Annotated in this window: 29 protein-coding genes; 15 read left to right on the top strand and 14 right to left on the bottom strand. The window is 63.3% G+C overall.

What is annotated here, in order from left to right; genetic code table 11:
- The first annotated feature begins 1 nt into the window (after position 1).
- The 7 genes from cyoA (at position 2) to JAB1_RS09685 (ending at position 6,776) form a co-directional block, all read left to right on the top strand.
- Positions 2-985, top strand: a complete 984-nt coding sequence (cyoA, locus tag JAB1_RS09715; protein ID WP_071653323.1) for a ubiquinol oxidase subunit II — start codon at positions 2-4, stop codon at positions 983-985.
- Between the two features lie 84 nt (positions 986-1,069).
- Positions 1,070-3,073, top strand: a complete 2,004-nt coding sequence (cyoB, locus tag JAB1_RS09710; protein WP_070253477.1) for a cytochrome o ubiquinol oxidase subunit I — start codon at positions 1,070-1,072, stop codon at positions 3,071-3,073.
- On the top strand, positions 3,066-3,704 hold the full coding sequence (cyoC, locus tag JAB1_RS09705; protein WP_034788486.1) for a cytochrome o ubiquinol oxidase subunit III: 639 nt from the start codon (positions 3,066-3,068) through the stop codon (positions 3,702-3,704). Before cyoB ends, cyoC begins: the two co-directional genes overlap by 8 nt.
- The gene (gene cyoD, locus JAB1_RS09700; protein ID WP_034788483.1) at positions 3,701-4,087 is read left to right on the top strand and encodes a cytochrome o ubiquinol oxidase subunit IV; all 387 of its coding nucleotides are present in this window, start codon (positions 3,701-3,703) and stop codon (positions 4,085-4,087) included. Before cyoC ends, cyoD begins: the two co-directional genes overlap by 4 nt.
- Positions 4,084-4,917: an SURF1 family protein gene (locus tag JAB1_RS09695; protein WP_070279637.1), complete on the top strand. Its 834-nt coding sequence runs from the start codon at positions 4,084-4,086 to the stop codon at positions 4,915-4,917. The genes cyoD and JAB1_RS09695 overlap by 4 nt, the downstream gene beginning before the upstream one ends.
- Positions 4,901-6,250, top strand: coding sequence for an ATP-binding protein (locus JAB1_RS09690; RefSeq protein ID WP_034788477.1), 1,350 nt, complete (start codon positions 4,901-4,903; stop codon positions 6,248-6,250). The genes JAB1_RS09695 and JAB1_RS09690 overlap by 17 nt, the downstream gene beginning before the upstream one ends.
- Positions 6,240-6,776, top strand: a complete 537-nt coding sequence (locus tag JAB1_RS09685; RefSeq protein ID WP_034788474.1) for a response regulator transcription factor — start codon at positions 6,240-6,242, stop codon at positions 6,774-6,776. Before JAB1_RS09690 ends, JAB1_RS09685 begins: the two co-directional genes overlap by 11 nt.
- Positions 6,777-6,789: 13 nt before the next feature.
- On the opposite strand, the gene JAB1_RS09680 is transcribed toward JAB1_RS09685, so the two are convergent.
- The 12 genes from JAB1_RS09680 to JAB1_RS09625 all read right to left on the bottom strand — a co-directional run bounded on the left by JAB1_RS09680 (position 6,790) and on the right by JAB1_RS09625 (position 16,346).
- Complete coding sequence (locus tag JAB1_RS09680) at positions 6,790-7,476, bottom strand: hypothetical protein (RefSeq protein WP_070279635.1); 687 nt, start codon at positions 7,474-7,476, stop codon at positions 6,790-6,792.
- Positions 7,477-7,666: 190 nt separating this feature from the next.
- The gene (locus JAB1_RS09675; RefSeq protein WP_217494280.1) at positions 7,667-7,894 is read right to left on the bottom strand and encodes a hypothetical protein; all 228 of its coding nucleotides are present in this window, start codon (positions 7,892-7,894) and stop codon (positions 7,667-7,669) included.
- A gap of 33 nt (positions 7,895-7,927) precedes the next feature.
- Positions 7,928-8,422 (bottom strand): GNAT family N-acetyltransferase, encoded by a 495-nt coding sequence (locus JAB1_RS09670; RefSeq protein ID WP_083299651.1) that lies wholly within the window; start codon positions 8,420-8,422, stop codon positions 7,928-7,930.
- A gap of 121 nt (positions 8,423-8,543) precedes the next feature.
- Entirely contained in the window at positions 8,544-8,966 is a 423-nt protein-coding gene (locus tag JAB1_RS09665) for a DUF4019 domain-containing protein (protein WP_083299650.1), read from the bottom strand.
- A gap of 95 nt (positions 8,967-9,061) precedes the next feature.
- The gene (locus tag JAB1_RS09660; protein WP_070279631.1) at positions 9,062-9,427 is read right to left on the bottom strand and encodes a hypothetical protein; all 366 of its coding nucleotides are present in this window, start codon (positions 9,425-9,427) and stop codon (positions 9,062-9,064) included.
- A gap of 25 nt (positions 9,428-9,452) precedes the next feature.
- Positions 9,453-10,256, bottom strand: a complete 804-nt coding sequence (gene phnE / locus JAB1_RS09655; RefSeq protein ID WP_070279629.1) for a phosphonate ABC transporter, permease protein PhnE — start codon at positions 10,254-10,256, stop codon at positions 9,453-9,455.
- A complete protein-coding gene (locus JAB1_RS09650; protein WP_070279626.1) occupies positions 10,253-11,083 on the bottom strand; it encodes an ABC transporter permease in 831 nt (276 codons plus the stop codon). The genes phnE and JAB1_RS09650 overlap by 4 nt, the downstream gene beginning before the upstream one ends.
- Positions 11,077-11,889, bottom strand: coding sequence for an ATP-binding cassette domain-containing protein (locus tag JAB1_RS09645; RefSeq protein ID WP_070279621.1), 813 nt, complete (start codon positions 11,887-11,889; stop codon positions 11,077-11,079). Before JAB1_RS09645 ends, JAB1_RS09650 begins: the two co-directional genes overlap by 7 nt.
- A gap of 128 nt (positions 11,890-12,017) precedes the next feature.
- A complete protein-coding gene (locus tag JAB1_RS09640) occupies positions 12,018-12,896 on the bottom strand; it encodes a putative selenate ABC transporter substrate-binding protein (RefSeq protein ID WP_034788498.1) in 879 nt (292 codons plus the stop codon).
- A gap of 26 nt (positions 12,897-12,922) precedes the next feature.
- On the bottom strand, positions 12,923-13,987 hold the full coding sequence (gene selD, locus JAB1_RS09635; protein WP_070279894.1) for a selenide, water dikinase SelD: 1,065 nt from the start codon (positions 13,985-13,987) through the stop codon (positions 12,923-12,925).
- 45 nt (positions 13,988-14,032) lie between these two features.
- Positions 14,033-15,124: a tRNA 2-selenouridine(34) synthase MnmH gene (gene mnmH / locus JAB1_RS09630; protein WP_070279620.1), complete on the bottom strand. Its 1,092-nt coding sequence runs from the start codon at positions 15,122-15,124 to the stop codon at positions 14,033-14,035.
- 34 nt (positions 15,125-15,158) lie between these two features.
- Entirely contained in the window at positions 15,159-16,346 is a 1,188-nt protein-coding gene (locus JAB1_RS09625) for an NAD(P)/FAD-dependent oxidoreductase (RefSeq protein ID WP_254672021.1), read from the bottom strand.
- 89 nt (positions 16,347-16,435) lie between these two features.
- Between JAB1_RS09625 and JAB1_RS09620 the strand changes: the two genes are divergently transcribed.
- Positions 16,436-17,119, top strand: coding sequence for a TetR family transcriptional regulator (locus tag JAB1_RS09620; RefSeq protein WP_070279619.1), 684 nt, complete (start codon positions 16,436-16,438; stop codon positions 17,117-17,119).
- Here the strand turns inward: JAB1_RS09620 and JAB1_RS09615 are convergent.
- Both JAB1_RS09615 and JAB1_RS09610 read right to left on the bottom strand, forming a co-directional pair.
- Positions 17,116-17,805, bottom strand: a complete 690-nt coding sequence (locus JAB1_RS09615; protein WP_070279618.1) for an LrgB family protein — start codon at positions 17,803-17,805, stop codon at positions 17,116-17,118. The genes JAB1_RS09620 and JAB1_RS09615 overlap by 4 nt on opposite strands.
- Complete coding sequence (locus JAB1_RS09610; RefSeq protein WP_083299649.1) at positions 17,802-18,257, bottom strand: CidA/LrgA family protein; 456 nt, start codon at positions 18,255-18,257, stop codon at positions 17,802-17,804. Before JAB1_RS09610 ends, JAB1_RS09615 begins: the two co-directional genes overlap by 4 nt.
- A 102-nt stretch (positions 18,258-18,359) precedes the next feature.
- On the opposite strand from JAB1_RS09610, the gene JAB1_RS09605 reads away from it, so the two are divergent.
- The 7 genes from JAB1_RS09605 to JAB1_RS09575 all read left to right on the top strand — a co-directional run bounded on the left by JAB1_RS09605 (position 18,360) and on the right by JAB1_RS09575 (position 25,802).
- Entirely contained in the window at positions 18,360-19,268 is a 909-nt protein-coding gene (locus JAB1_RS09605; protein WP_070279617.1) for a LysR family transcriptional regulator, read from the top strand.
- Between the two features lie 25 nt (positions 19,269-19,293).
- On the top strand, positions 19,294-20,112 hold the full coding sequence (locus JAB1_RS09600; RefSeq protein ID WP_217494279.1) for a glutaminyl-peptide cyclotransferase: 819 nt from the start codon (positions 19,294-19,296) through the stop codon (positions 20,110-20,112).
- 81 nt (positions 20,113-20,193) lie between these two features.
- On the top strand, positions 20,194-21,060 hold the full coding sequence (locus JAB1_RS09595; protein ID WP_217494278.1) for a hypothetical protein: 867 nt from the start codon (positions 20,194-20,196) through the stop codon (positions 21,058-21,060).
- The gene (locus JAB1_RS09590) at positions 21,057-21,704 is read left to right on the top strand and encodes a hypothetical protein (RefSeq protein WP_070279616.1); all 648 of its coding nucleotides are present in this window, start codon (positions 21,057-21,059) and stop codon (positions 21,702-21,704) included. The genes JAB1_RS09595 and JAB1_RS09590 overlap by 4 nt, the downstream gene beginning before the upstream one ends.
- Before the next feature lie 270 nt (positions 21,705-21,974).
- Positions 21,975-23,999, top strand: coding sequence for a ferritin-like domain-containing protein (locus JAB1_RS09585; protein WP_070279615.1), 2,025 nt, complete (start codon positions 21,975-21,977; stop codon positions 23,997-23,999).
- An 11-nt stretch (positions 24,000-24,010) separates the two neighbouring features.
- A complete protein-coding gene (locus JAB1_RS09580; RefSeq protein WP_083299679.1) occupies positions 24,011-24,934 on the top strand; it encodes a DUF692 domain-containing protein in 924 nt (307 codons plus the stop codon).
- Positions 24,924-25,802, top strand: coding sequence for a DNA-binding domain-containing protein (locus JAB1_RS09575; RefSeq protein ID WP_071653322.1), 879 nt, complete (start codon positions 24,924-24,926; stop codon positions 25,800-25,802). Before JAB1_RS09580 ends, JAB1_RS09575 begins: the two co-directional genes overlap by 11 nt.
- Positions 25,803-25,822 lie beyond the last annotated feature (20 nt).

Raw genomic sequence — 25,822 nt, 5'->3', positions numbered from 1 at the left:
TATGTTTTCATTAAAAGTTCGTCGCGGACTGCTTCTTTTACCTCTCGCATTGTTGGCTGGTTGCAATACGGTGGTACTGAATGCGTCTGGTGACATCGCAGTTCAGCAAGGCAATTTGATTGTCATCTCGACATTGCTGATGCTGTTGATTATCGTTCCGGTAATCGCCCTGACCCTGCTTTTCGCATGGCGCTATAGAAAAAACAACACCGCGGCCAAATACGAGCCGGACTGGGACCACTCGACTCGCCTCGAGCTGATCATCTGGGGCGCGCCCCTGCTGATCATCATCGTGCTGGGCCTGCTGACCTGGATCAGCACCCACACCCTCGATCCTTATCGTCCGCTGAGCCGTATCGACGCCAACCGTCCGATTCCTGCCAGCCACAAGCCGATGATCGTCGAAGTCGTGGCGCTGGACTGGAAATGGCTGTTCATCTATCCGGAGCAAGGCATCGCTTCCGTGAATGAACTGTACGCGCCCGTCGATCGTCCGATCCGCTTCAAGATCACTGCGTCGTCCGTCATGAACTCGTTCTTCATCCCCGCACTGGCAGGTCAGATCTACGCCATGCCGGGCATGGAAACGCAGTTGAATGCCGTCATCAACAAGCCTGGCGTCTACAAGGGCTTCTCCGCCAACTACAGCGGTGCCGGCTTCTCGGGCATGCGCTTCAAGTTCCATGGCGTGAATGATGCGGACTTCGACAAATGGGTGGCATCGGCACGTGCCGGTGGCGGCGCGTTGAACCGCGACGACTACCTGTCGCTGGCCCAGCCTAGCGAACGCGACCCGGTCCGCCGCTACAGCGCCGTACCTAGCGATCTGTACAAGGCAATCCTGAACCGCACCATCGTTTCCGACGCCCTGTGCGTGACGCCGGTCGAGCCATACAAATTGACGATGGCAAATAGCCCGGTAGCGGCCGTAACGGCAGTAGTCGCTAGCGATGCAGTAGTTGAAAAGGGCGTTCAAGCCAAGTAACGACTGCATGAATCCCGCAGCGCATTGCGCTGCAGATACTGGCGCCGCTTGCCTGGCGCCTCCCTTTTTTCTCTGAGAGTAACAATGCTAGACCATATTGATCTGACGAAGCTTATATTCGGCCGTCTGACTTGGGATGCAATTCCATTTCACGAACCTATCCTGCTGGTGACCTTTGCCATGGTTGCCCTGGGCGGTATCGCACTCGTTGCGGCACTGACGTATTTCCGCGTCTGGGGTACCCTGTGGCGTGACTGGATCACCAGTATCGACCATAAAAAAATCGGTATCATGTACATGATCCTGGGCCTCGTCATGCTGCTGCGCGGCTTTGCCGACGCGCTCATGATGCGCACCCAGCAGGCTGTCGCCTTTGGCGACAATGCCGGCTTCCTGCCACCGCATCACTACGACCAGATCTTCACCGCCCACGGCGTGATCATGATCTTCTTCGTCGCGATGCCTTTCGTGACGGGTCTGATGAACTACGTGGTGCCGCTGCAAATCGGTGCGCGCGACGTAGCTTTCCCATTCCTTAACAACTTCAGCTTCTGGATGACCACCATGGGCGCCGCCCTGGTCATGGCTTCGCTGTTCGTCGGCGAATTCGCCCGCACGGGCTGGCTGGCCTATCCGCCGCTGTCGGGCATCGTCGGCAGTCCGGACGTGGGGGTAGACTATTACATCTGGTCCTTGCAGATTGCCGGGGTCGGGACGCTATTGTCCGGTGTCAACCTGATCGCCACCATCGTCAAGATGCGCGCGCCAGGCATGACCTGGATGAAAATGCCCGTCTTCACCTGGACCGCACTGTGCACCAACATCCTGATCGTCGCCGCTTTCCCGGTGCTGACGGCTGTGCTGGCCATGCTGTCGCTGGACCGCGTTGCAGGCTTTAACTTCTTCACGACGGAACTGGGCGGCAACGCCATGATGTACGTCAACCTGATCTGGATCTGGGGTCACCCTGAAGTCTACATCCTGATCCTGCCACTGTTCGGCGTGTTCTCGGAAGTCGTTGCCACCTTCAGCAGCAAGCGCCTGTTCGGCTACGCCTCGATGGTGTACGCCACCTGCGTCATCATGATCCTGTCGTACCTGGTATGGCTGCATCACTTCTTCACCATGGGTTCGGGCGCCAGCGTCAATTCCTTCTTCGGCATCACGACGATGATCATCTCGATCCCGACGGGCGCGAAGATCTTCAACTGGCTGTTTACCATGTACCGCGGCCGTATCCGCTTCGAACTGCCGATGCTGTGGACGATCGGCTTCATGGTCACCTTCACCATCGGTGGCATGACCGGCGTGCTGCTGGCCGTACCACCAGCTGACTTCGTATTGCACAACAGCCTGTTCCTGATCGCCCACTTCCATAACGTGATTATCGGCGGCGTGGTCTTCGGTGTATTCGCTGCGATCAACTACTGGTACCCGAAAGCCTTCGGTTACAAGCTCGACGCGTTCTGGGGCAAGTGCTCGTTCTGGTTCTGGTTCGTCGGCTTCTACCTGGCCTTCATGCCGCTGTACGTGCTGGGCCTGATGGGCGTGACCCGTCGTGTCAACCACTTTGAAGATCCATCGCTGCAAATCTGGACCATCATCGCCTGGTTTGGCGCCGTCTCGATCGCACTGGGTATCGCTTCCATGCTGATCCAGTTCTATGTCAGCTACCGCAACCGTCACGCCCTGCGCGACGTGACCGGCGACCCATGGGGCGGCCGTACGCTGGAATGGTCGACGTCGTCGCCACCGCCAGACTATAATTTCGCCTTCACGCCACAAGTGCACGAACTCGATGCATGGACTGACATGAAGAAACACGGTTACCAGCGTCCGACGTCCGGTTTCACGAAGATCCACATGCCGAAGAACACCTGGGCTGGTTTCGTGATCGCCGCACTGTCCGCACTGGTCGGTTTTGGCCTGATCTGGCAAATGTGGCTCGTCGCCAGCATTGGCTTCGTGATCATGATGGTCACCATCATCGTCCATACCTTTAACTACAAGCGCGATTACTACATTCCTGCGGAAGAAGTGGTCCGTACCGAAGACGCTTATACTAAATTGCTGAGCAGCCATGTCTGATACCATCGCCCATAACACCGGCGCCGCTGGCGCCGCACCAAGCACGCGCAGCTACTTTGTGCGCGAGCACCACCCGGAAAACGGCAGTTTGCTGGGTTTCTGGCTCTACCTGATGAGCGATTGCCTGATCTTCGCCTGTCTGTTCGCCACGTATGCCGTGGTCGGCCGCAGCTACGCGGACGGCCCGACGGGCGCCGCGCTGTTCGACCTGCCGCTGGTGGCCGTCAACACGGCCATGCTGCTGCTGTCGTCGATCACCTACGGTTTCGCCATGCTGGCCATGCAGCGCAAGCAATTGCGCAGCACCCTGGTCTGGCTGGGCATCACGGGCCTGTTCGGCCTGGCCTTCCTGTCGCTGGAAATGTATGAATTCATTCATCTGATCCACGAAGGCGCCGGTCCGCAGCGCAGCGCGTTCCTGTCGTCGTTCTTTGCACTGGTCGGTACCCACGGCTTGCACGTGACGTTCGGCGTGATCTGGCTCGTGACCTTGATGTTCCAGTTGAACAAGCATGGTCTGACCCCGGAAAACGGCCGTCGCATGATGTGTCTGTCGCTGTTCTGGCACTTCCTGGACGTCATCTGGATCGGCGTCTTCACCTTTGTCTACCTGATGGGAGTGCTGCCATGAGCGACCACCACACACACGGCGATAGCCACCACCATGACAATCACGATCATGGCAGCCTGAAAAGCTATGCCATCGGCTTCATCCTGTCGGTGATCCTGACGGCCATTCCTTTCTGGCTGGTGATGACGAAAGCCATCACCAACTCGGGCACCATGGGCCTGGTCCTGCTGGCGTTCGCGGCTGTTCAAGTGGTCGTGCACATGGTGTACTTCCTGCACATGAACACCAAGTCCGAAGGCGGCTGGAACATGATGGCGCTGATCTTCACGATCATGATCGTGGGCATTGCCATGGCCGGTTCCCTGTGGGTCATGTACCACATGAACCACAACATGATGCCGGATCTGATGCCTGAGTACATGCATACGAAAACGGCTCCATGATGAGTCAAACGCGCCCAAGCAACACCGGGCGCGCCCCTGGCGCCGCATCGCAAGATGCCGCGCCAGGCCCACGCGGCATGGTCGTGCGGTATGCACTGGCCTTGCTGGCGGGGATCTTGTTTGCCGGTTTCTGTGCCCTGGGCACCTGGCAAGTCAAGCGCCTCTTCTGGAAGCTTGACCTGATCGAGCGCGTCGAACAACGCGTACATGCGCCCGCAACGGACGCACCTGGACCCGCAGCCTGGGCCAGTGTCACGCAGCAAACGGATGAATACCGCCATGTGCGACTCTCCGGAACGTATCTCCCCATTTTCAATACCCTGGTGCAAGCAACGACGGCACTGGGCAGCGGTTACTGGCTGATCACGCCATTGCGCCTGGCCGACGGCAGCACCGTGCTGGTCAACCGCGGCTTCGTGCCGAAACGCGAAGGCATCGCCGCCAGCACGCCGGCCGGCATCGTGCACGTCGACGGCTTGCTGCGCGTCAGCGAGACGGGCGGCGGTTTCCTGCGCGAAAACAGCCCCGCCACGCAGCACTGGTATTCGCGCGACGTGGCCGCCATCGGCGCCTCGCACATGCTGACCAATGTGGCGCCATATTTTGTCGATGCGAAGGAAAAATCGGAAACGGCCAGCGACGCCCCCGTCGGCGGCCTGACCGTGATTTCCTTCCACAACAACCATTTGGTTTATGCCTTGACGTGGTTTGCGCTGGCCCTGATGGTGGCCGGCATCACGTGGTGGATCGTGCGCGAGGACAAGCGCCGCCGCGCACGCAAGGCAGGCCTTGATCAATCGCAAGAAAGCGACCATGCCGGGCAGGATTGAGATCCTGCCCAACCGCGAAGTCTTAGAGCGCGGTGCGGTGGCGGCCGAGATGGAACATCCGGCCGGCCACCAGAACATGAAGCTGCTGATCCAGCTGCGCTGGCTGGCCGTGATCGGCCAGATCAGCACGATCTTCGGCGTGGGCGTCGGGCTGGGCATCGCCTTGCCCGTGCCCTACATGCTCGAAGTGCTGTCCTGCCTCATCGCCTTCAACCTGGCCAGCCTCTTGCGCTGGCACGAACGCCAGCCCGTCTCCAACACGGCCCTGTTCCTCGCTCTGCTGGTCGACGTTACCGTGCTGACGGCCCAGCTCTACCTGAGCGGCGGCATCAGCAACCCGTTCGCCTTCCTGTACTTACTGCAAGTCATCCTCAGCGCCGTCCTGCTGGAAGTATGGTCGACGTGGATCATGGTGGCCATTACCAGCCTGTGCCTGGCCGGCCTGGCCTTGCTGCCCGGCCCCTTGATCCTGCCGATCGACCCCGAGCGGGGTTTTTCCAGCCTGTACGTGCAAGGCTTGCTGATCTGCTTCATTTTGAACGCCGCCTTGCTGGTGGTGTTCATCACGCGCATCAACCGCAACCAGCGCGCCGGCGACGCCAAGGTGGCCGACCTGCGCCAGCGCGCGGCGGAAGAGGAGCACATCATCCGCATGGGCCTGCTGGCCTCGGGCGCCGCGCACGAACTGGGCACGCCGCTGGCGACCCTGTCCGTCATCCTCGGCGACTGGCGCCGCATGCCGGAGCTGAGCAAGAACAGCGAATTGCTGGAAGAAATCACGGAAATGCAGGCGCAGTTGCAGCGTTGCAAGAGCATCGTCAGCGGCATCTTGCTGTCGGCGGGCGAGGCGCGCGGCGAATCGTCCGTCAAGACGACGATCAACACCTTCCTCAACGACCTGGTCGACGAGTGGCGCACCAGCCGCCCGATCCAGGATTTCGAGTACGATAACCGCATCGAGCACGACGTGCCCGTCGTCTTCGATTCGACCCTGAAACAAACCATCTGCAATGTGCTCGACAATGCGCTGGAAGCGTCGCCCGAGTGGCTGCGCTTCGAAGCGACGCGCGAAGCGGACGCCTTGCACCTGGTGATTACCGATGCGGGTCCCGGCTTCGAGCCATCGATGCTGACGCACCTGGGCAAACCCTACCAAAGCAGCAAGGGCAAGCCCGGCGGCGGCCTCGGGCTGTTCCTGGTGGTCAATGTCGCGCGTACCCTGGGCGGCACGGTAACGGCGCGCAACAGGGTGCAGGGCGGGGCGGTGGTGCACCTGGCCTTGCCGCTGGCGGCCATCAAACTGGAAAGAGAAAGCGACCACCATGCAGGATGACCGTCTGTTACTGATCGTGGAAGACGACGCCGCGTTTGCCCGCACCCTGGGCCGCTCGTTCGAGCGGCGCGGCTACCAGGTCATCCTGGCCACCAATTTCGACGAAGCGAGCGCCTTGCTGGAACAGCATTGCCCCGACTACGCCGTCGTCGATTTGAAGTTGAATGGCAATACCTCGGGCCTGGCCTGCGTGCAGATGCTGCACCAGCACGACCCGGAGATGCTGATCGTCGTGCTGACCGGTTACGCCAGTATCGGCACGGCCGTCGAAGCCATCAAGCTGGGCGCTTGCCAGTACCTGGCGAAACCGTCGAACACGGACGACATCGAAGCGGCCTTCGGCCACGTTGCCGGCAACGCCGATATCGAACTGACCAACCGCGCCACCAACATCAAGACCCTGGAATGGGAACGCATCCACGAAATGCTGGCCGAGACGGATTTCAATATCTCGGAAACGGCCAGACGGCTGGGCATGCACCGGCGCACTCTGGCCCGCAAGCTGGAAAAGCAGCGGGTGAAGTAGGGCGCCGCGCCAGCTAGTCGTCGGCGAACGTCAGTTCGAGCACGCTGTCGTCGCTCCAGTCCTGTTCCCGCAGCGGCGGCGTGAACGACGAACCGCTGAAGGGCACGGGCGCGCTCTTGCCATTAAAACTGATCGTTGCCGCCGTAATGCGCCGCGGCTCGGAAAAGCTGTAGGTTCCCTTTTGCGACACGAAATTGCAGGGTCCACCCAATGCGCTCATCGCCGTGCGCATGGCGAAAGGCAAGGTTTCCTTGTCGATGGCCCAATGCACTTCGCACGCCAGCCGCAGGTCGCCCAGGCGGCGCAGCGTGTCGCTGGTCTCGGTGCTCCTGACGTACGGGATCCACCTGACCGACCCCGCCTTGCGGTTCACGGTCAGCTCGGCCTTCTCATACAGCGGACCCGGCTCGACGGGCAAGCTGAAGATATTGCGCTCCCCCAGCGATATCGCCATACCCGCCTCGTCGCTTTCCAGCCGCAGCGCGATGGCGTGCATGTCGACATCGGCACGGCGCGGTTCCAGGATGAAGCGCAATTCGGCGCCAGGCGCCAGGCCGTGCTTTTCCTCGAAGCGCTTGACGCCCTTGAGCATGGCACTGTAGGGCTTCCAGTCCGGATCCCGGATGCCTTTGACATTGACGGACGCCGCCTCCTGGCCCGCTTGCTCCACGGCTTGATCCGTATCAGCGTAAGCCTGCACCGCGGCGGCGCATAAACACAGCAGAAGACCAGCTTGTTTGATTGCACGCATACCCTATCTTTCTACTCATCAATGAAAACGTGAGTGTAGAAAAAAAACAGAGGTACGGGCAGATGTTTAAGACAGAATGCAAATTTGGATGAACGGAGTGTATGAAATCGCTGAATTTCCCCAATACGCGTAATAGTATTTACGTCAATGCCATCAACAAGCCGGAAGCAATGACTGTCGCAGCAAACAGCGCGATGGCAAAGTGATTGTGAGGCGTCCCCCTCGCTGGAGGGTAGTGGCCCAGCGTGAGCAGCCGTAGCATTGCCCAGCCCGGCCAATAGAACAGCTTTTCGATGACTGTTCCTAACAGGTTATAGAGCAACAGGCGAACTATCCAGGCGATGGCATCAAAAATCCAGTCAAGCACAGTTCATCCTCGGGCTGTTCCAATTGCTTGAGTTCATGCAGCCGCCAGCCACTCCATCTTCTGCACCTGGATATGCGGGTGGCTTTCCAGCGCTTCCCATTCCGGTAAGAAGATAAAGCCCTGTTTCTGGTAAAACGCGGCCGCGCGGGTGTTCTCCGGCGCCACGTCGAGCACCAGCCGCGTATGGCCGTTGCCGACGGCGCATTGTTTGACGGCATCAACCAGGCCCTGCGCCACGGCCATGCCCCGATATTCCGGATGTACCCACATGGCGATCAGATGGCACTCGCCATTGCCTGCCACGACTTGCGCGGCGAGGCCGATGGCTTGCTCCCCATCGAAGGCGAGGAAAAACGTGCGCTGCGGCGTGCTGACGGCGCGCTGCTGCCAGTCGGCGTCGGAAAAAGCGGTCGCGCTGGCGTGGCTGGCGCCGAAGGCCGTGGGGGCGTCAAGCAAGGCGGCCAGGCGCGCGGATTTCAGGGCAGGCCAGTCGCTGGCCGTGGTGGGGCGGATGAGAATGTTGTTCAATCTTGCAATGCTTTCATTTTAGGTTGCATTACGCCGGCTCTTGATGCCAGGGACATTAAGGCGGCTGCTACCGCTTGTCGTCCGCCTGCACGGTGGGGAACGCGGTCCTCGAGGTAGGTGATCAGCCGTTGATGTTATATCCGGAAACTTTCCAGCTAGAACCTTTTTCGAGTACCGTCGTGATGGTTTCCTGCACGTTGGCCTTGTTTTCGTACTGGCTCACATAATCGATAACGACTTTGTCCGGCCCTGGTTTGCCAGCCGTCGCCTTTTGCAGCGCGGCAGACTTGAGCTTGCGTGACTTGAACTCGCCCAGCGGCCAGTGCACGGCCGTGATGACCATCTTCCAGCTTGATTTCGACATTTCGCTGCGCAGCGATGCGGCGCTGGCGTCCCAGGTGCCGGCCTCGTCGCCCGCATCCATGCGCTTGAGCCAACTTTCCGCAGCAATTTTAGCGGCCGCCACTTCCTGCGCTTCCTGCGCCATGGCAGGCAGGGACGTCAACAAGGCAACGGCAAGACATACGGGAGCGAAGATTTTCATGGCGGCTCTGGAAAGTAGTGAACAGTCTTCAAGATTATCCTGAAGGCCCGGTGCGGCAAAGCTCTTTTTAAAAGGCGTGTGCGCACACCAGTTGTTTACGACTGATCCCACACTTCGATGCTCAGCAGTTGCCCGGGCACGCAGGCGGCGACGCGTTCCCGGTGCACGGTAATGCAGCCGGGCCAGCCCGTCAGGCGGTCCTGTGGAAATTCGCCATCCTGCGCTTCGGCGATGCCCGCCTGCAGCAGGGGGACGATGTCGTCCGCCAGGGCTGTGTAGCGGTTGGGAAAGCCGTTGAAGGCCAGCTGGGTCGCCTTGCCTTGTGCGCACAATTGCGCGATCCAGTCGGCGCCGAACAGGCCTGCTTCCCAGGTGGCGAGAAATGCGTCCTTGTTGACTTTCGTCATATCGGCCATCTGCTCCGGCGTTTCTGACGAGATAATGGTCCACCAGCCTGACATGGGCGTTCCTTGTGAAAAGTTAAATTTAACGGGTCATGGCGCGGCGCAGCAGGTAGCTGAGGCCATCGACGGCGGCCACCATCAGCAGCATGGCGATGATGACGGTGGCGGCGTTCTGCATCTGGAACAGCGACAGATGGTATTTCAGCATCTGCCCCAGGCCGCCCGCACCGACGACGCCGAGGATGGCGGCGGCGCGGATATTGTTTTCCCAGCGGTACAGGGTGTAGGACATCATTTGCGGGCTGCATTGCGGCAAGGTCGCGTATAGGAAGGCCACGGCGGGGCGCGCGCCGTTGATGCGCAAGGTGGCCGCCGGCAGGGGCGGGCAATTCTCGAAGGCGTCGGCAAACAAGCGGCCCAGCACGCCCACCGTGTGCAGGGCCAGCGCCAGGGTGCCGGCGAACGGGCCCAGGCCGGCGGCGATCAGCAGGATCGACGCCCACACCAGTTCCGGGATAGAGCGCAGCACATTCAACACGCCACGCGTCGCGTTGCGCGCCACATTGCCGAAACGCCCGCTGGCGGGCAGGGCCAGCAGCGCGCCCAGTACTGCCGCGATCACCGTGCCGATGGCCGACATGGCCAGGGTCTCGAACGTGGCCACACCGACTTTCATCAGGAAGGGGCTGGCCAGTTCGGGTGGGGCGAAACCGTGCAGGAAGTCGGCGCTCGTGCGCACGGCGTCGGCGCTGAAGAACTCGCCCCATTTCAGGGGCAGGGTGGCGAAGCTGGCAATGACCAGCAGCACCAAGCCGGCCAGCAAGGCCCAGGTCGACCAGCGCACGGGAGCAGGCGCGGGCAGCGCGGCGAAATGCTGATGCTTCATGCCAGCCTCCGGCGCAGCATGGCGGACACGGCGTCGGCGCCCGCCACCAGCAGCACGAAGACCATCAGCATGGTGGCCAGTTCACTGCCCGCCATCATCTTCATCGACTCATCCATGCGCTGGCCCAGGCCGCCCGCGCCGACAAATCCCATGACGACGGAGCCGCGGATCGCGCATTCCCAGCGGTAAATCGTGTACGACACCAGTTCGGCGGCCGACTCGGGCAAGGCGCCGTACAGCAAGGCCTTCAATCTGCCGCTGCCATTGTGAAGCAGGGCGTTGCAGGCGGACGCATCCGACGATTCAAGGATTTCCGCGTACACCTTGCCCAGCATGCCGCAATAGGTGAGGGCAATGGCGATGACGCCCGCCGTCGGACCCAAGCCAACTATGCGCACCAGCAACAAGGCCCAGACCAGTTCCGGCACGCTGCGCAGCAGCACCAGCAGCGCGCGCACGCAATGGCGCAAGGCGGCGGCAAGCGGTGAAACGGTACCACTGCCGATGCGCGAAATCGACAGGCGCTCCGTCACCAGCAGGGTCAGCGGGATGGCACCCAGCATGGCCAGCGCCATGCCGGCCGTGGCCATGGCAATGGTTTCCCAGCTGGACACCGCCACCAGTTGCAGGAATTCCAGCGAGTGGGCCGGCGGCACGAAGCTGGCAAGGAATTGCCAGGTGGCTGCCAGGCTTTGCGCATCCCATAAGATCCACGGCTTGAACTCGGCCTGCACCAGCATCGGCCACAGCACGAGCAGCACGATGGCGGCGCCGGTCAGGCGGCCGCGCCAGGCGGGGTCGCGGGGGATGGCGGTGCTCTTCAGCAAAGGGGCCTCGCGGCATCCAGATTCGTTTCCACGGCCTCGAACTGCGGCGCGGGATCGGCTTTGTTGCGGTACAGCTCGGCGATCATGGTGTCGCTGACCTGGGCGCCAGGCAGGTCGAAGACGATCTTGCCATCGCGCAGGGCGACGATGCGCGTAAAGCAGGCGCGGGCGATTTCCACCTGGTGCAGGCTGCAGATCAGCGTGGCGTTGCGCGCCTGCGCTTCGGCCTGCAGCACATTGATTGTCTGCAAAGCGAGTGTGGGGTCGAGCGCGGACAAGGGTTCGTCGACGAGGAAGACTTCCGCATCCGACACCAGCGCGCGCGCCATGCCGCAGCGCTGGCGTTCGCCGCCGGACAGGCGGTCGACACGCGCATACAGTTTGTCCTGCAGGTTGAACTTGCCCAGGGCTACCCACGCGGCGCGCGGGTCGACTGGCGCCAGCAGCGAACGGATGGCCGTCCACAAGCTCCATTGCGGCAAGCGTCCCGCCAGCACGGCGTTGACGACGCGCTGGCGCGGCGGCAAGGGTGGCGTTTGCGGCGCCAGGAACAGGCGCGCGCGCAAGGCATGTCGCTCGGCGCTGCCGATTTGCCAGGGAGAAGTACCGAGGATGTCCAAGGTGCCGGATTCGGGACGCAGCGCGCACGCCAGCGTGTGCAGCAGGCTGGTCTTGCCGGCGCCAGACGGGCCGATCAGGGCGATCTGTTCACCCTGGGCCACGTCCAGGTCCAGGTCGCGCAGGGCCAGCGCATTGCCGACGGCGCCCGCGTGTTGGACGCTGACCTTGTGAAGTTGGAATGTCATGCTTGAGAAATCAGTAGGTCGGATTAGGCCGCAGGCCGTAATCCGACAACATTGTTGGCATTATTGCCTGTGTCGGATTACGCGGCTTCGCCGCTAATCCGACCTACGGTAAAACGCGTCGATGCAAGTTACTTCAACAACTTCGCATCGCGCGCGGCCGCTTCGATATCCTTGTAGTTCTCGGCCTTGGTCGGGATGAACTTGGTGGCGCGTTGCAGTTCGAGGATTTCCTTGCCTTCGGCCGTCGCTGGGTCCAGCGCCAGGAAGGCGTCCGTCAGCTTTTTGCGCACGACGGGGTTCATGTCGGCGCGCACGCTCCAGTTATAGTCGTAGTAGCCCGGTGTCGTGTAGAACACGCGCACCTTGCTTGGATCGACTTTTTTCGCTTCCACCAGTTTTTCCCATACGGAAATGTTCAAGGTACCCGCATCGACCTTGCCGCCGGCCACTGCCGCCACGGTGGCGTCATGCGCGCCGGAAAACGCGATGCGCTTCATGTCCGTGTCCGGATTGATCTTGGCGGCCAGCAGGTAGTAGCGCGGCATCAAGTGGCCGGACGTCGACGATTCCGAGCCGAAGGTGAAATTCTTGCCTTTCAGGTCGGACAACTGGTTGATGTCCTTGCTGGTGGTCACAAACACGGAGCGGAACTTCGTGTCTTCTTCGCGCTGTACCAGCGGGACGATCTTGCCGCCGCTGCGCACGTTCGCTTGCACGAAGGTAAAACCGCCGAACCAGACCATGTCGAGCTTGTTATTGATCAAGCCTTCCACGGAGGCCGCGTAATCGGTGACAGGCGTGAATTCCACCTTCATGCCCAGCTTTTTCTCCAGATAGCTGCCCAGCGGCTTGAACTTGCGCTGCAATTCCGTCGGCGCTTCATCGGGAATGGCGGACACGCGCAACACTTGCTGCGCCTGCGCCAGGCCGCTGTGGATGGCCAGGGTGGCGGCGACGGTGGCCAGGATGGCGGGGAATTTGGAGAATGAATTGGAGAATGTGGTCATGGGACTGCCTTTGCAAAAAATATTCATTAGATTACGGAAACCCCGGTCGTACCTTCCTGCATCTCGCCGATGACGACGGCGTCGGCAAAGCCTTCGGCGCGGAAAATCGCCAACACTTGTTCGACGGCTTCCGGCGCACACGCTACCAGCAGGGGGCCGGCCGTTTGCGGGTCCGTCAGGATCGCCTTGTCGATGGCGCTCAGGCTGTCGTCCAGCGCCACTTGCGCGCCGTAGCCCTGCCAGTTGCGGCCGGAGGCGCCCGTGATGTTGCCATTTTGCGCCAGTTGCTGCACTTGCTGCAGCAGCGGCACGGAAGCCATGGCGATGCGCGCCTGCAACTTGGCGCCGCGCGCCAGTTCCAGCGTATGGCCCAGCAAGCCGAAGCCCGTCACGTCCGTCAGCGCATGCACGCCGTCCAGCAGGGCCAGCTTCTTGCCCGGGGTATTCAATTTGGTGGTGTTGGCTATCAGCGAGGCGTAACCGCCCGCATCGAGTGCATTCTTCTTCAGCGCGGCCGACAAGATGCCCACGCCGATCGGCTTGCCCAGCACCAGTTTATCGCCGGCGCGCGCGCCCGCGTTGCGTTTTACTTGCGAGGGATGGACCAGGCCCAGCACGACCAGGCCATAGATCGGTTCGACGGAATCGATGGTGTGGCCGCCCGCGATGGGGATGCCGGCCTGGGCGCAGATGGTTTCGCCGCCTTTCAAGATGAGGCCGATGGTTTCCACGGGCAGCTTGTTGATCGGCATGCCGACCAGGGCCAGCGCCATGATGGGCGTGCCGCCCATGGCGTATACGTCGGAAATGGCATTGGTGGCGGCGATGCGGCCGAAGTCGAACGGGTCGTCGACGATGGGCATAAAGAAATCCGTCGTGGCGATCAGCGCCTGCTCGTCGTTGAGCTGGTAGACGGCCGCGTCATCCGAGGTTTCTATGCCGACCAGCAATTCCTTCGGCAGGGGAAAGCCGCCGCTGCCCTTTAAAATGTCGGCCAGCACGCCCGGCGCAATTTTGCAGCCGCAGCCGCCGCCATGGGCAAATTCGGTCAATCGAATGGGGGTATTGGATGGTGCTGCGGTATCGGACATGGTCGTCATCCTGCTGGAAAAGGTCATTAAAAGCTGCGCCGGCGCTTACGCGGCGCTGGCGGGACGGTGTTCGCCGACGATAGCACATAATGCGCGCGCGGCTTGCTCAAAGGCATGTTCTGAAATATCGGGCAAGACTAGCGGCGTTGCCTGGGCGTAGCGGCTGAAGTTGCGGGCGATCGATTGACGGTAGACGGGGTCGTAATGCTGCACCAGCAGTTCTTCCACCAGCTCGGCCATGCGGCCAGCCGTGGCCAGCTGCTGCCAGTGGGCAATTTTTTCCTTGCCGTGCAGCTGCGTCAACAGGGCCAGCTGCACGTTCAGGCGCGCCGGGTCGCTGACGAAATGCGCATAGTCCTGCATCAGCAATTGCACGCGCTCCCCGATGTCCAGGCGCACGTCCGTGCAATCAGCCGCGCGCATCTTGTCCATCAGCGCATCGGGCACGCGCAAACGGCCTACCTTCTTGCTTTCGGACTCGATGAAGACGGGCAGCGTCGGGTCAAAATGGCGCAACTGCTGCCACAGCGCGCTTTCAAACGCTTTTTGCGATGGCTGGTCTTCCTCCGGCAAGCCGCCCAGCACGGAGCCGCGGTGGGCCGCCAGGTCTTCCAGATCGATCACTTGCGCGCCTTGCCTGTCCAGTACTTGCAGCAAACGGCTCTTGCCGCTGCCCGTGGGGCCGCACAGCACGTTGATGAAGTCGAAACGTTCGGGCAGGGTGGCCAGCTCGGCGTTCACGTGGCGCCGGTAATCCTTGTAGCCGCCCTCGAGCTGCGTGACGGGCCAGCCGATGCGCGCCAGGATGTGCGCCATGGCGCCGCTGCGGTTGCCGCCGCGCCAGCAGTAAACCAGTGGCTTCCAATGCTGCGGGTGGCCGAGAAAACCGTCTTCGATATGCCGCGCGATGTTCTTGGCGATCAGTGCCGCGCCCAGCTTCTTCGCTTCGAAGGCACTGGTCTGCTTATATAAGGTGCCCACGCGCACGCGCTGCTCGTCGTCCAGCACGGGCAGGTTGATGGCGCCCGGCAAGTGGTCTTCCGCGAATTCGGACGGGCTGCGCACGTCGATGATGGCATCGAACTCGCTCAAGCTGGGCAGGATGTCGCTGAAAGGCTGAACTGCAGGGTATTTCATCGTAGCGCGGCTGCTTGGAATGGGGAAAGACGTATTATCCCCGATAAACGCCGCTGGCGTGGGGCTCAGGCGCCGCTGCCTGCACTTCGCGCGCCGGGCCGCTGTCTTGCATGCCGGCAAAGAACCGCACCAGGCTGTGCGGCGCGTCGTCGGCAAAGCACAGGCGAAGGATGCGCTCGGACTCGGCCGCCGCCGCGCTGCTGCGCGCAAACAGCGCCGTTTCATAAGCCAGCAGGGCCGTTTCCATGTCGTCCGGCTGCGCGGCAAGCCCCTGCGCCAGTTCGGCGCCATCGAACATGGCGAGATTCGCCCCTTCGCCGGCCGGCGCCATCAGATGGGCTGCGTCGCCCAGCAAGGTCGCGCCCGCCACGCGCTGCCAGCGGTGATCGACGGGCAGCAAGTGCACGGGACGGGGCACGGGCGGCGTGTCGGCGTCCGTGATCAGGGCCGTCAGCGCCGGCGCCCAGCCGGAAAATTGCGCGGCGATGCGGGCCCGGGCGGCGGCGGGATTGGCAAAATCGATGTCAGCCAGCCAGGCTTCCGGTTTGCTCAGGGCCACGTAGGCATGCAGCACGCCATCGGCTTCGCGGTGGGCCTGGATGCCCTTGCCGGGCGCCAGCGCGAACAGGGCGCCGGCGCCCACGGCGTGCGCGCTGGCCGGGTGGCGGCGGTCGCTGTCGAGTAGATACGTTTCAATGAAGGCAATGCCGCTATACGCGGGCTGGGCGCTGGAGAGCAGAGGCCGCACCTTCGACCAGGCACCGTCCGCACCGACCAGCAGGTCGGCGGTGGCCGTGGCACCATTCGCAAAACGCAGCCTGTGCCGGCCACCATCCAATGTCGCCACGCCTGTCAGCTTATGTCCCCAGCGCACCGTGCCGGCGGGCAGGGACTCGAGCAGGATGCGGCGCAGCTCGCCGCGCGGCACTTCGGGACGGCCACCCGTGCCATCGTCCCCTTCGTCGAGCAAGACCGTCCCGTGCTGGTCGAGCACGCGGCTCGCTTCGCCGCCTGTATGGATGAGGGTGCGGAAGACCTCATGCAGGCCGGCCGCCCGCAGCGCTTGCTGGCCCGTGTCCTCGTGGATGTCGAGCATACCGCCCTGGCGGCGCGCCTGCGGCGAAGCGTCCGCTTCATAGATGGCGGCGGCGATGCCGTGGACGTGCAGCACGCGGGCGAGCATCAGCCCGCCCAGCCCCGCGCCGATGATGGCGATATGCATGGTGATCCTTGAAGGTGGTTTTAAAATGGAACTGGAACTATGTTCCACAAGAATTTTGCGGCATGCCGGCATCTGTGTCAAGATAGGCGATGTCCCATACCGTAACGCCCCCACCACGACGCGCCGACTCGCTGACGCGCGAGACCATCATCGACGCCGCCATTGACCTGCTCGACACGGCGGGCGAGGGCGGCCTGACGTTCCGCGCCCTGGCTGCTCGCCTGGCGACGGGGGCGGGCGCCATTTACTGGCATGTTGCCGACAAGGATGATTTGTTCACGGCCGCCAGCGACGCCATCGTCGCCCGCGCCATGGATGCCGTTCTACAGTGCGAGACGCCGCAGGCGGGCATCCGCGCCGTGGCGCTGGCCATGTTCGAGGCGATGGATGCGCATCCCTGGCTGGGCTCGGCCTTGTCGCGCGCGCCGGGCCAGCTGCCTACCGTGCGCATCCTGGAACGCCTGGGGCGGCAGGTGGATGCGCTGGGCGTGCCGCAGGATCAGCAATGGCTGGCGGCATGCACGCTGCTCAATTATCTGCTGGGCGTGAGCGGGCAGAATGCGGCCAATGCCGCCATCGCCCGGGAAAAAGGCCTGGAGCGCGCGCATTTCCTCGACACCATGGCGGGCGCCTGGTCACGCCTCGACGCGCAGGCGTTTCCATTTGCCCGCAAGGTGGTGGGGCAGCTGCGCGCGCACGACGACCGCGAGGATTTCCTGGCAGGAATCGACCTGATCGTGCATGGCATGCAGGCGCTGCAAGCTGGCCGCTAGCCCAGCAGATGCCCCAGCAGCGGCGCCAGCAGCACCGTCACGACGCCCGAGAAAATCATCGTCAGGCTGGCCACGGCGCCTTCTTCCGTGCCGACCCGGCGCGCCACCGACAAGCCAAAGCCGTGCGCCGCCGCGCCATACGGGGCGCCACGGGCGATGCGCATGCGCAAGGGCAGCAGTTTTAAGAGCGGTTTGCCCAGCATCAGGCCGAACAAACCCGTCATCACCACGAAGATACCCGTCAGCTGGGCCGAGCCGCCCATGTGGCGCGACGCTTCCAGCGCGAACGGCGTCGACACGGAGCGCGCCAGCAGGCTGCGCGCCATGTCGCCATGCACGCCCAGAACACTGTCCAGCAGCAGGGTGGCGGCGACCGATGCCACGATGCCGGCGCAGCTGCCCAGGCTCAAGGCCAGCCAATGCTTGCGGATCAGCTTGCGCTCCTGGAAGATGGGCAGCGCAAACGCGATGGTGGCCGGGCCCAGCAGCCACGGCAGCCAGCGCGTTTCGCCGAAATACGTGGCGAACGGCGTCGAGGTCGCCTGCACGATGACGATGAGTATTGCCGAGGTGCAGATGGCGGGCGTCAGCAGGAAATGCGGATGGCGGCGGTGCAGCGCCTGGTTGGCATAGAACAAGACCAGGGTCAGCAGCAAGAACAGCAGGGGCAGGAGCAAGGTGCTCATGCTGCCGCCCTGGCTGCGCGCTGGCGCAGCAGTGTTTGCAGGCGCAACTTGCGTTCATAGCGGCACACCCATTCCACGGTGAAGGCCGTTGCCAGCATCACGCTGGCAAAGCCCAGGCCGATGTTTACGAACAACATCAAGCCCTGCGACTTCAACAGCTGCGTAAATTGCACCACGGACACAACCAGCGGAATGAAGAAGAGCAGCATGTTGGCCAGCAGCCAGTTCGCGCCCAGTTCGATGGCGGCAGGCCGCACCCAACCCGCCAGCAGCAGGGCCACCAGCACGAACAGGCCCACCACGCCGCCGGAAAACGGCAAGTGCAGTGCGGAAGCGGCCTCGTCGGCCAGCCACCAGGCGGCGATCAGCACGCCCACCTGCCACACGGTCTGCGCGGGCTGGCGCCAGGCGGGGATGGAGGGCAGGGCGGCGGGATAGGGGGCGGCTTTCACGGCAGGCTTTCAAACGGCAGGGGAAGGTTTCATTGTAGGGAAGCCACATCAAAAGATAAAATGACTTAAACTTATGATTATCATTCGATATTGGAATGCATCATGGATATCCGCTCCCTGCGCTACTTCGTCGAAGTGGTGGAACAGAACAGTTTTACGCGGGCGGCCGCCAGGCTGCACGTGACGCAGCCCACCGTCAGCAAGATGGTCCAACAGCTGGAACAGTCGCTGGACCTGGCCTTGCTGGACCGCGCCGGTAAACGTTTTACCCTGACGGACGCGGGCAAGGTGGTGCTGGCGCGCGCGCATACATTGCTGGCCCTGCACGCGGAACTGAAGGTGGAATTGCGCGACCTGCAAGAGCTGGAGCGGGGCGAGTTGCGGGTCGGCGTGTCGCCGCAGACGCATTCCACCCTGGCGCCGTGGCTGGCCGAGTACCACCAGCGCTATCCGGGCATCGAGCTGAAAATGTATGAAAGCGGCACGCAAGCCATCGAGCGCGACTTGCGCACCGGCATGGTGGAGCTGGGCACCATGCTCGATTACCCGGGCAACGCGGCCACGTGGCAGGATTTCGAGGCATTGCCCCTCGTGCGCTCGCCGCTGTGCCTGCTGGCCGCGCCCGGTTCGCCGTGGCAGGGACGCTCTTCCGTGGCCCTGGCCGAGCTGGCCGACAGTCCCTTCATCTTTTACGGTGCCGCCTTCGCCTTGAATGACATCGTGCTCGATGCCTGCCAGCGGGCCGGTTTCGCCCCGCGCATCACGGGCCGCAGCGGCCAGTGGGATTTCATCGCCTCGCTGGTCCGCCTGGGCGTGGGCATCTGCCTGTTGCCGAAGATGTATTGCGACACGCTCGAGCCAGCGCAGTTTGCCGTGATTCCCCTGGCCGGTCCGCCCGTGGAATGGAATCTGATGCTGGCCTGGCGCCGCGGCGGTCGGCTGTCTTTCGCTGCCCGCGCCTGGCTGGAGCTCGTCAGGGCGCGCATGGCGCAGCCCGGGCGATTACAATAGGCGCTCGCCAACCACCGCCAAGAATATGAAAAATATCGGTAAAACAAGTCTGAAACGCACGGCAGGCTCGCTGCTGCTGGGATTGTTGTGCACCGTCGGCCTGATGAGCGAGATGGGTTATGCCCAGGCCGCCATTCCCGTGTATGGCTATTTCGTCAAGAATACCTATCCGCACGACCCCAAGGCGTTTACCCAGGGCTTGCTGTTCAAGGATGGCCATCTGTATGAAAGCACGGGCCAGAACGGCCAGTCTTCCTTGCGCAAGGTGGAATTGACGACGGGCAAGGTGCTGCAGAAAAGCATGCTCGATAAAAAAGTATTCGGCGAAGGCATCACGGACGTGGGCGATGAAATCCTTGGCCTGACGTGGATGTCGCAGACCGGTTATGTGTTTGACCAGAAAACGTTCAAGCTGAAACGCACATTCAGCTACCAGGGCGAAGGCTGGGGCCTGGCCAGCGACAGCCAATTTGTCTACATGAGCGACGGCAGTTCCGCCATCCGCGTGCTGAATCCGAAAACCCTGGCCGAAGTGCGCCGCTTCGAGGTGAAGGCGGAAGGCCGTCCCATCGAGCGCCTGAATGAACTGGAAATGGTCGACGGCGAGCTGTACGCGAATGTGTGGGGCGCGGACGTGATCGCCCGCATCGACCCGGCCAGCGGCAAGGTCGTCGGCTGGATCGACCTGACGGGCTTGCTGCCGCCCGCGCAGCGGGGTACGGCCAATCCCGACGCCGTGCTCAACGGCATCGCCTGGGATGCGCGCGGCAAGCGCTTGTTTGTCACGGGCAAGCTGTGGCCCAAGCTGTTCGAGATCGAACTGATCGAAATCCAGCGCCGTTGATGTTTCCTATCGGACAGTGTTGCTGACGAGGAATCGTTTATCATCCTGATTCTTCGCCCCGCGCGACCCTTGCAGGATGCCATGCCGTTCCTACCTCTGTTGCTACCTTTATGCCGCCTGGCGGCCGCCGCCAGCTTGCTTGCCGCCGTCCTGCCTGCCGCGCAGGCGCAAACGCCATACGTGCCGGTGATGCAGCAATACGGCGACTTTGTCGTCACGCGCGACCGCCACGACCCGCTCGTCAACTTGTCTTTCCGTAAGCACGGCTATTGGCCCGGCGGCGCGCGCGAAGTGGTGGAAGTGCGTCCCCTCAAGGCCAGGCGCGAAGGCCAGCCCATGCTGCTGGCCTTTACCAAGGGCTATACGGGCCAGGGCACGATATTGATCGGCGTGCAGAACGGCGAACCGCTGATGCGCCCCGTCAGTCCCATGCAGCGCGACGACATGGTGCGCACGGAGCGCGACCCCGAATGGGGCGTGCCGCAGCCGGGCCGCAGCGAAATACTGCTGTTCGCCCGCGATGGCCGGGCGCTCGATACGGACACGGGCGAGCTGCTGTGGTTTGACGTGCCGGGCATCGTCACGGGCGATTACGCGCCCGCCATGCTGGTCTCCGTCTCGCCCGACGGGCGGCGCGGTGCCTATCTGACCCGCAGGCTGACCAGCTTGCAGGTCGTCGTCGCCACGCGCGACGACGGCGTGGCAGGCGTGCTGGCCTTGCCGCCCGACACCTATCAACGGTGGCTGAAGCCCTTGTCGCAGGCTGCTGCCGAGCAGGCGGGCGCCGCCATCAAGGCGCGCCAGGGCCGCACGGATTCGAACCGCATCCGGCGCGAGCTGGAACTGGCCTGGTTCGGCCAGCAATTTCAATGGAAACAGGGCAAGAACGGCTTGCAGGTGACGGGGCTGGGCCTCATTTCCGCGCCGCCGGAAGGAAAACAGCCATGACAATACCCAAACTCCTCGCCGGCTGCCTCGCCGCCTCCCTGCTGGCCGGCTGCGTGCATGGCGAAATGTTCCCCAAGGATTATCTGGCGCAAGATATCGACAAGCAACAAGCCTTGGTGGAACTGGACGTGGTCTTCGGCAAAGAGCCCGATGACAAGCTGACGTCGAGCGTGACGGCCCGCAATACCGTGGAGTACGCGGGCGCGCCGCACATCGTCGTGCCGTTTTACCAGAAGGGACTCGGCTTCGACCAGGGTTTTGCCGGCACGTATATTTTTGCCGTCGTGTATCCCGTTGCCAAGGTCGAGACGGCCACGGCCCGCAGCCGCGTCTTCGGCCAGAAACTTGACGGCCAGCAACAGGGCAGCCCGCGCTACCGCTTCCGCGTGCCGGGCAAGGCGCAGTGGAACAGCAATGAAACCTTCATGCTGAGTTTTGAGCGCAAGGGCCGTCGCGAAGAAATCACTTTCCGCTTCAGCAACGAGCAAAGCTGCCCGTCCGCCTTCCTGGCCACCACGCCAAAATATGGCTTCCCCATCAAGGTCGTCGCCACCTTCAAGGAAGATAAAGGCTGCCTGAAAGTGTGCGACAGCCGCGACCAGTGGCCCGGTTTTTGCGCCTTCCAGCCGCCGCCCGGCGCCTGACTATCAGCATGCAAGCCACGCGCCGGCGCTTGCCGGTGCGGCGCTTATACACGCGCAGGTTTTGCCGATTCTATTCAATTGTCATCGAATGGCCGCTGAAAACGCCTATTTTCATGGCCCAGGGCTGACGGTATTGCCCCTCGGCCAGCGCATAAATCTTGCCGCAAAAGTATCTTTCTCAGGCGTATGATTTCCTTGCCGTGAACAGCGCACGCAGATGGCGCGGACCGGCCCGATATCCGAAACGCATCCTTCCTGTGGAGATACAGAATGAAAATGCCCGTTTTAGGAAGCACCCAGGCCCCCATCACCAGGCGCCCGCTCGACATGCTGGACACCGACAAGGCCGCCGTGCGCGCCATCGCCCAGGCGGCCGTCAGCGTCGAGCTGTTCACCATTCCCCTGTACATGGCCACCATGTACTCGATCCACGGCACGCACCAGATCAACTCGAAAGGCATCACCTACTATGAGGGCCGCCAGTGGCCGGGCATGGGCACCACGGCCCGGCCCGAGCTGAAGGAGCAAAAGGCCTTCAACATCATCTTCAGCGTCTTCATCCAGGAAATGCTGCACCTGCAGATGGCGGCCAACCTGGCCACGGCCATCGGCACGGCGCCATGCTTCACGGGCTCGGAGCTGCAATCGCAGGATCATGGCTGGACCTGCTATGGCAAGGATTGCACGGTGATCCCGCACATCGTCGACTTGCAGGACACGTCTGGCTACCGCCACGTGCGCGTCAACCTGGAAGAGCTGAACAGCAACCAGTGCGACCTGTTCCTCGCCATCGAGCAACCCGAGGAGCAGGCACGCGCCCAGCTGGCCGAGTTCGACAAGCACAACCACACCAAATATTTCCCCGAGGTACCGTTCGTGGGCTGGACGCCGGGCAAGCACGTGCATGATCTGCCCCTGTTCGGCACCATCGGCTACATGTACGAATGCTATGCGCGCTACATCAGCATCGAATATGCGGATGGCCAGACCCTGTGGCAAAAGCTGTTCGTCAACGGTTCGGTGCAGCAGGACATGTTCAACAGCCAGGTCCAGGGCCATGCGCGGGCGGAATTTCCCAAATTCGACACCTGCTTCGGCCCGCAGGACCAGGATGGCGGCCAGACGGGCTCGTTCAACAAGGCCATCGACATGATGGCGGCCATCACGGACCAGGGCGAGGGCAGCGAAGCGGCCATCCAGCGCTACCGCCGCGATGCGGCACTGCGCCTGAAGGCCGTGCAGCCCGACTACCGCGAAGACCTGGATGCCTTGAAGTGCGATTATCCGTCCTACGCAAATAATGGCAAGGATGCCGAATCGCGCGACGCGCAGGCGCGCCACGACAGCGCCCCGTTCGACCACTACGAGCGTTTCGGCCAGGTCAAGGCGATGCTGCCCGTGACTACCTGGGCCAGCTGGCACAAGCAGGGTCAGCAGTGGAGCGCGGCCATGCTGACCAACGAACGCTACAACCCGGCCAGCGCGCCGCAGAATATCCCCGCGCCGGCGGCCGTGGCGGGTGCCCTGAACCGCCTGAAGGACGCCAGCGGTACCCTGGAGATGCTGAGCACGGTGGCCACGGGCGCCATCTACGGCATCACTTCCGTGCTGGACAAGTACTGGCAGAACCAGCAACTGGACTTCCCGTATCCGTCGATGGTGGGCGCGGGCGACCGCATGGCCATCTGCTGGGCCGTGCTGGGCCAGGCGCCGAACCTGGCGACGGGCGTGCCGCTGGCCGAGAAAAGCGTGCTGTACCACGCCTGCCAGGGCATGCACCTGGAAGGCGAGGCCTCGTCCACCTGCGCTGCGCTGGCTGTCTATCACACCTGCCGCGGTTCCAACGGCTGCCATGCCCAGGGCGGCTGCGGCTTTGCCCAGGCCGACACGGGCGGCTCGTCCTGCGGCCACTCGGTCAAGCTTGCCGCCTCGCCGGGCACGCCATGCTATGTGCCGCCACCGCCGCCGCAGCCCGATAAGGTCTACAGCGCGCCCAGCGACAACAAATGCGGCGGATTCGGCGGCTGCGCCGTGCCGATTTCGGCCTCGCAGCTGTATCCGAACACGACGGGCAAGGAACCGCCCGAGCCCGCCACCATGACCCTGTACGATTTCGGACCCGCGCCCGAGCACCGCAGCATTCCGCTGGGCCAGACCATGAGCTTTGCGCTGGGCGACAATGTCTACGACAAGGCCTGGGAAGCCTACGGCAAGGTGATGGCGGCGCGCGGCACGCCGGTGGGAGCGCCGCCGCCGCCCACCGACCTGCGCCTGGCCTTGCCGCCGTCGACCTGATGCGGCACGCCATGCACGCGGTGGCGCCACGCCTGGGCTTGCCGAACCTGGGCCTGGGCGTGGGGCTGCGCCCGCCGCACTATGCGCACATCCTGCGCCACGGGCCGCAGGTGGACTGGTTCGAGATCATCAGCGAGAACTTCATCGACAACCACGGCTATGCGCGCCATGTGCTGGAGCAGGTGGCGGCGCAAGTGCCCATCGTCATGCATGGCGTCTCGCTGTCGATCGGCAGCAGCGATCCGCTCAATCTCGGCTACCTGCGCAAGCTGCGCCAGCTGGCCGAGGAGATCCGGCCCGCGTGGATTTCCGACCACCTGTGCTGGACGGGCGCCGCCTCGCTCAACAGCCACGACTTGCTGCCGCTGCCGCTGGAGGAGGCCAGCCTGCGCCACGTGGCGGGGCGCGTGCGGCAGGTGCAGGAATTCCTGGGCCGTCCGCTGGTCCTGGAAAACCCCAGCAGCTACGTGGAATTTGCCCAGTCCAGCATGCCGGAATGGGAATTCCTGGGCCGCCTGGCCGAAGACACGGGCTGCGGACTCTTGCTCGACGTCAACAATGTCCACGTCAGCGCGCATAACCACGGCTATGACGCGGCCCACTACATCCGCCAGCTGCCGCACGCGCACATCGTGCAGATCCACCTGGCCGGCCCCACCGTGTGCGGCGCCGTGCTGATCGATACCCATGACGCCCCCGTGCCGGCTGCCGTGTGGCGCCTGTACGCGCTGGCGCAGCAGCTGACGGGCGGCGTGTCGGCCCTGCTGGAATGGGATGCGGAGATTCCCCCGTACCCGCAGTTGCTGGCCGAGCTCGACAAGGCGCGCGCGGCCGAGCGGGGAGAATTCGCCGACGCATCGCCAGCCATGGCCGGCGCTGCGGGCGCCGTCTCTGCGCCGCTGGGCTTTCACCTGGAGGCGGCCCATGCCCCGTAGCACCGCAGCAGGCGAATCTGGCGAGGCCCGCGCACCGCTGGCGCAATTGCAGGCCTGGTTCCTGACGGCGATGACGGCGCCGGGCGGCGCGGCGCGCGGCGTCCAGCTGGCCAGCGAGCGCCATGGCTTGACGCAGGAGCAGGTGCTGAAACCGGCGCGGGGCGGACCGGCGCCGCTGCACATCCATGCGGACGGCTATGTGCAGCGCCTGCTCGAATGCCTGCAAGCCGACTATCCCGTGTTGCGCAAGGTCATGGGTGACGAGCTGTTCGCCTTCTTTGCCCGCGCCTATGTCTGGCGCCACCCGTCCGCATCCGCGACCCTGTACGACCTGGGCGCCGGCTTTGCCGATTTTCTCGCCGGCAGCCAGCATGCCGCCGGCGCGCAGGGCGCCGCCTTGCGCTTTCCCGTCGAACTGGCGCAGCTGGAGCGGGCGCGCAGCGAAGCGGGCAGGGCGCCCGGCCTGGAAAAGCTGGCGCCGCCCATGCTGCCGTGCGGATTGGACTTGCTATTGGGAAATGCACCAGCCTGGCGCCTGGCGCCGTGCACGCGGCTGCTGGCCCTGTCCTTCCCCCTGTGCGACTACTGGCAACAGGCGCAGGCCGCGCCCGGCGACGCCGTGCCGGCCCAGCCTGGTGCCAGGTCCGCCTTTGTCGCCATTTCGCGCATGCATTACCGGCTTGCCATGCAGGAATTGCAGCCCTGGCAGTTTTATTGTCTGCAGGCGCTGGCCGGCGGCGGGCGGCTGGCACAGTGCGCGGGGCAGGCGGCGCGGGCTAGCGGCAGAGCGCCGGACGAGGTACTGGCGGATGCCATGCTGTGGCTGCCGCTGGCGGCCGCGGCCGGGCTGGTCATCTGCGATGCCTGAAAGACAAGCGGCGTACGCAA

Source organism: Janthinobacterium sp. MP5059B (assembly GCF_001758645.1).
Lineage (GTDB): Bacteria > Pseudomonadota > Gammaproteobacteria > Burkholderiales > Burkholderiaceae_D > Janthinobacterium > Janthinobacterium lividum.
This window is presented reverse-complemented; position numbering and strand designations above follow the sequence as displayed.